Source organism: Streptomyces sp. NPDC030296, from assembly GCF_055572815.1.
In genome coordinates, this window is record NZ_JBVICQ010000022.1 from 1 (window position 1) to 4,961 (window position 4,961).

Consider the following 4,961-nt stretch of genomic DNA (forward strand, 5'->3'; position numbering starts at 1 on the left):
CTTTACCGGGCAGGTCCACAGACTGCCCGACGCGCCGCAAGCTTACGGGGCCATGATCACTCGCGCCAAAGCAGCGCCACCCCAAAGCCGCTCCGTAAGTTGTTTGGCGGTCCGGAAGAGTGGGGTGTGGCTCTAAAGTCGCTTGCCCCCGGTGGCTCCGGTGGAGTGGCCGCCCCGCTCTTCGGGACGCCCTGGCCGCTGATTGAGATCTGCGCACTGATCGCTGTTTACGGAGCTGACGGCGGGTGTTCCTCGGACCGAACGGCATGCTGCCTGAACCGAGGAGACGCACATGGCCGAGCAGCTGGCCCACCGATGGGTCGGGATCGACGCCGGTAAAGCCCATCACTGGCTCGCCGCGGTCGACGAAACCGGGGCAACGGTGTGGAGCAAGAAGGTCCCCAACGACGAGAGCGCCATTCTGACCGCCCTGGGCGAGATCCTCGCCCTGTCCGACCATGTGGACTGGGCCGTTGACATCGCCGGTACCGCGTCCGCGTTGTTGCTGGCCTTATTCGCCGCCCAGGGCCAACAGGCCGTCTACGTGCCCGGCCGGACGGTCAGCTGGATGTCCGGTTCCTACCGCGGTGAAGCCAAGACCGACGCCCGGGACGCCTACGTGATCGCAGACACCGCCCGCCTGCGGCGGGACTTCACCTCCATCAAGGCCCCCGCCCAGCTGGCAGCCGATCTGGCTCTGCTGACCGCCCACCGCACCGACCTGATCGCCGACCGCGTCCGCATGCTCAACCGGCTCCGCGACATGCTCACCGGGGTCTTCCCCGCCCTGGAACGAGCCTTCGACTACGCCGACCACAAAGGCGCGCTCATCCTGCTCACCCGCCACCAGACTCCGGCAGCCATACGCCGCCACGGCCAAGCCCGCCTCACCGCCTGGCTCAAGGGACGCAAAGTCCGCAACCCCGACGCGGTCGCCGCCACAGCCCTGCAGGCCGCCGGGACTCAGCACGCCACACTGCCGGGCCAAGAGGTCGCCGCAGGCATCGTCGCGGACATCGCCTCACAGATCCTCGCCCTGGACGACCGGCTCAAGCACGTCGACAAGCAGATCCGGCGAACGTTCCGCACCCATCCCCAGGCCCACATCATCGAGTCCCTGCCGGGCATGGGCCCCATCCTGGGAGCTGAGTTCATCGTCGCCGCCGGTGACCTGGGCGCCTACGCCGACGCAGGCCACCTCGCCTCCGCCGCCGGCCTCGTGCCCGTTCCCCGCGACTCCGGACGCCGCACCGGCAACCTCCACCGACCCCAAGCGCTACAGCCGACGCCTCCGCCGCGTCTTCTACTTGTCCGCCCAGACCAGCATCATCCGCGAAGGTCCCAACCGCGCCTACTACCTGAAGAAGCGGAGCGAAGGCTGCAAACACATCCAGGCCGTCATCGCCCTCGCCCGCCGACGTGTCGACGTCCTATGGGCCCTCCTGCGCGACGGCAGGCCCTTCACCCTCCATCCACCCATCACCCAAGCCGCTTAAATGGGCCAGCACCCCGCCTACCTGGCTATAGCCTGCGGACCACATCAGAGAGGCGGGTCTAGTGGGCTTCGACGCAGAACGATCAGCGCGCATCGCCGCCATGCAGGAAGCCGCCCGGCCCGTCTGGGAGACGACCGGCGACTCGGACGCACTCCAGCAGTTCCTCAAGGACAACGAGTGCCACGGAGTGGAAGCCGTGTTCGTGACCATGGGCCTGCTGAACTGCGATCTTGCCGAAGCTCAACGAGCCTTCCTCAACGCCCCATGCCGCAACGCCGAACTCAGCTTCCACAACCACGCCATGGACCTACTTGAAGAGGCCGCCGACACCGACGCCTGACAACACCCCCGGCCCAGCAGAGACCCTTGACTCGGTCATTGAGACTCCACCCACCGCGCGCCTTTGCCTGACCCCAAAGGACTTCTTACATGTCGCCGCCATGCGACGGCCCATCAGCATACTCTGGTGTAGGGCGCCATCCAGTGGTGCTTCCAAGGCACCTCTTGCGCGACGGGGGTTAGGGCGTAACAGGCATGAAGGTTGAGCAGTCGACCACAGCAACGGGTACGGATGTGATCACAGCGTCAGGTGAGCTCGCCATTGTGAAACGGCTTGTAAGCAACAGGAATATCTGACGCCCATGACACCCAACGACTCCTCGACGGGCTCGGCAATCACAGCATCTGGTGACCGTGCGATCGCAGCTCGGCACATAGGCATGGCCTTCACCGGTGACATGTTGCCCGCTAAGTCCTTGTACATGCCTGAGACAGTCGTGATCCCGCCGGGAACATCGAATCTCCCAGCATCCGGGGCATTATTTTTGGGGCGCGAAGAGGAACTAACCTGGGTGCGCCTTGCCCTGACCAACCAGCATGAGGGACCGGTCACGCAGAGCTGTGTGGTACACGGTCTGGCCGGGATCGGGAAAAGCGCCCTCGCCTTGCATTACGCCCATCGCTACCGTGCCGACTACAGCCTAATCTGGTGGATCAACGCCGTCTCCCCCGATGAAATCGAGACGTCTCTCGCCAGCCTCACTCGGGCTGTGGTTCCCGACTGGGCGGCGACGACCGAGCGCCACGCGCAAGTGTCTTGGGCGATGCAGTGGCTAGCCCGGCACCCGGACTGGCTGCTGATCTACGACAACGTGGTTAACCCAGAGGACCTGGCCCCCTACATCGGGGGCCTGCACCAAGGGCACCACCTCGCCACCAGCCGCCGCACTACGGGCTGGCCTCATAACACGGCCACTCTGGCCCTTGGAGGTCTCGACCCCGACGATGCCACGGACCTGTTGTCCAGGCTCAGTTCTACAGACACAGCCCCCGCAGCGCGTGAGAAGGCTGATGCCAGAGCTCTCGCTGCGGACTTGGGCTATTTTCCGCTGGCGATAGTAGGGGCTGGCTTTTACCTCGCCCATCACCGTGGCGTCAGCCTGGACGCCTACCGTCGCCACCTGGGCACTGCACTAAGCAGTACGGCTCACGTCATCAACACTGAACGCACTGTTGCTCGCATTTGGGACGTCACTCTCCAAGCCTTGGAGGCGGCTAATCCCCTTGCCGTAAAACTGGTGCACACGGCCGCCTGGCTTGCGCCCGAAAACATCCCGATCACTCTGCTCATCCCGCCCGGGGTCGACCCGGACGATGTCATCGAAGCTATCGACACTCTGGCGGCTTACAGCGTGGCCGCCTATAACGGCACCAGCCTCAGCATCCATCCGCTTGTCCAAGATGTCCTACGCACTGGACGCCCTCCACACCTGGAGGGACGCGAACGAGCTGAACAAGCTGTCCTGCATGCCCTCTCTGCGCCATGGGGCCACAGCACAGCCGACGAAGCTCTATGGGACTCCCTTACACCCCATCTGATCGCCCTCGCTGCCAGTACGCCACCCGGACGCAACAACGACTCCGCACTTGCTGACGCCTACGCTGCCGCCGCCCGTTACCTCTACGAACAAGGCCACGCGTTCCGCGCCATCCCCCTGCTTGAGGCCACCCTCACCCAGTACGAACAGGTACTGGGTGACACCCACCCCGACACCCTGGCCAGCCGCAACAACCTCGCCTTCGCCTATCAGGATGCGGGAGACCTCGCGCGCGCCATCCCCCTGCTTGAGGCCACCCTCACCCAGTACGAACAGGTACTGGGTGACACCCACCCCGACACCCTGGCCAGCCGTGACAACCTCGCCGGCGCCTATCAGGAAGCGGGAGACCTCGCGCGCGCCATCCCCCTGTTCGAGGCCACCCTCTCCCAGTACGAGCAGGTAGTGGGCGACACCCACCCCCGTACCCTGGCCAGCCGCAACAATCTCGCCTTCGCCTATCAGGAAGCGGGAGACCTCGCGCGCGCCATCCCCCTGTTCGAGGCCACCCTCACCCAGTACGAACAGGTACTGGGCAACGCCCACCCCGACACCCTGGCCAGCCATGACAACCTCGCCGGCGCCTACTATGCCGCAGGCAACCTGGGGCACGCCATCCATCTCTTGGAGGCCACCCTCACCCAGCGCGAGCAGGTACTGGGCAACGCCCACCCCGACACCCTGGCCAGCCGCAACAACCTCGCCAGCGCCTATCAGGAAGCGGGAGACCTCGAGCGCGCCATCCCCCTGTTCGAGGCCACCCTCACCCAGCGCGGGCAGGTACTGGGCGATACCCACCCCGACACCCTGGCCAGCCGTGACAACCTCGCCGGCGCCTATCAGGAAGCGGGAGACCTCGCGCGCGCCATCCCCCTGTTCGAGGCCACCCTCACCCAGTACGAGCAGGTACTGGGCGACACCCACCCCCGTACCCTGGCCAGCCGCAACAATCTCGCCTTCGCCTATCAGGAAGCGGGAGACCTCGCGCGCGCCATCCCCCTGTTCGAGGCCACCCTCACCCAGTACGAGCAGGTACTGGGCGACACCCACCCCGACACTCTGGCCAGCCGCAACAATCTCGCCACCGCATACCGAGCCGCAGGCAACCTGGGGCGCGCCATCCCCCTGTTCGAGGCCACCCTCACCCAGTACGAGCAGGTACTGGGCGACACCCACCCCGACACCCTGGCCAGCCGCAACAACCTCGCCACCGCATACCGAGCCGCAGGCAACCTGGGGCGCGCCATCCCCCTGTTCGAGGCCACCCTCACCCAGCGTGAGCAGGTACTGGGCGACACCCACCCCGACACCCTGGCCAGCCGCAACAACCTCGCCGGCGCCTATCAGGAAGCGGGAGACCTCGAGCGCGCCATCCCCCTGTTCGAGGCCACCCTCACCCAGCGCGAGCAGGTACTGGGCGACACCCACCCCCGCACTCTGGCCAGCCGCAACAACCTCGCCACCGCATACCGAGCCGCAGGCAACCTGGGGCACGCCATCCCCCTGTTCGAGGCCACCCTCACCCAGCGTGAGCAGGTACTGGGCGACACCCACCCCGACACCCTGGCCAGCCGCAACAACCTCGCCG

General features: G+C 66.1%; 2 protein-coding genes and 1 pseudogene. All 3 read left to right on the forward strand.

The window, feature by feature from the left end:
* Window positions 1-292 precede the first annotated feature (292 nt).
* Window positions 293-1,496, forward strand: a pseudogene (locus tag ACZ4Z3_RS38540) (IS110 family RNA-guided transposase).
* A 61-nt stretch (window positions 1,497-1,557) separates the two neighbouring features.
* Entirely contained in the window at window positions 1,558-1,836 is a 279-nt protein-coding gene (locus ACZ4Z3_RS38545; RefSeq protein ID WP_468505421.1) for a hypothetical protein, read from the forward strand.
* A 511-nt stretch (window positions 1,837-2,347) separates the two neighbouring features.
* On the forward strand, window positions 2,348-4,961 hold a 2,614-nt coding region (locus ACZ4Z3_RS38550; protein WP_468505422.1), incomplete at its 3' end, for a tetratricopeptide repeat protein.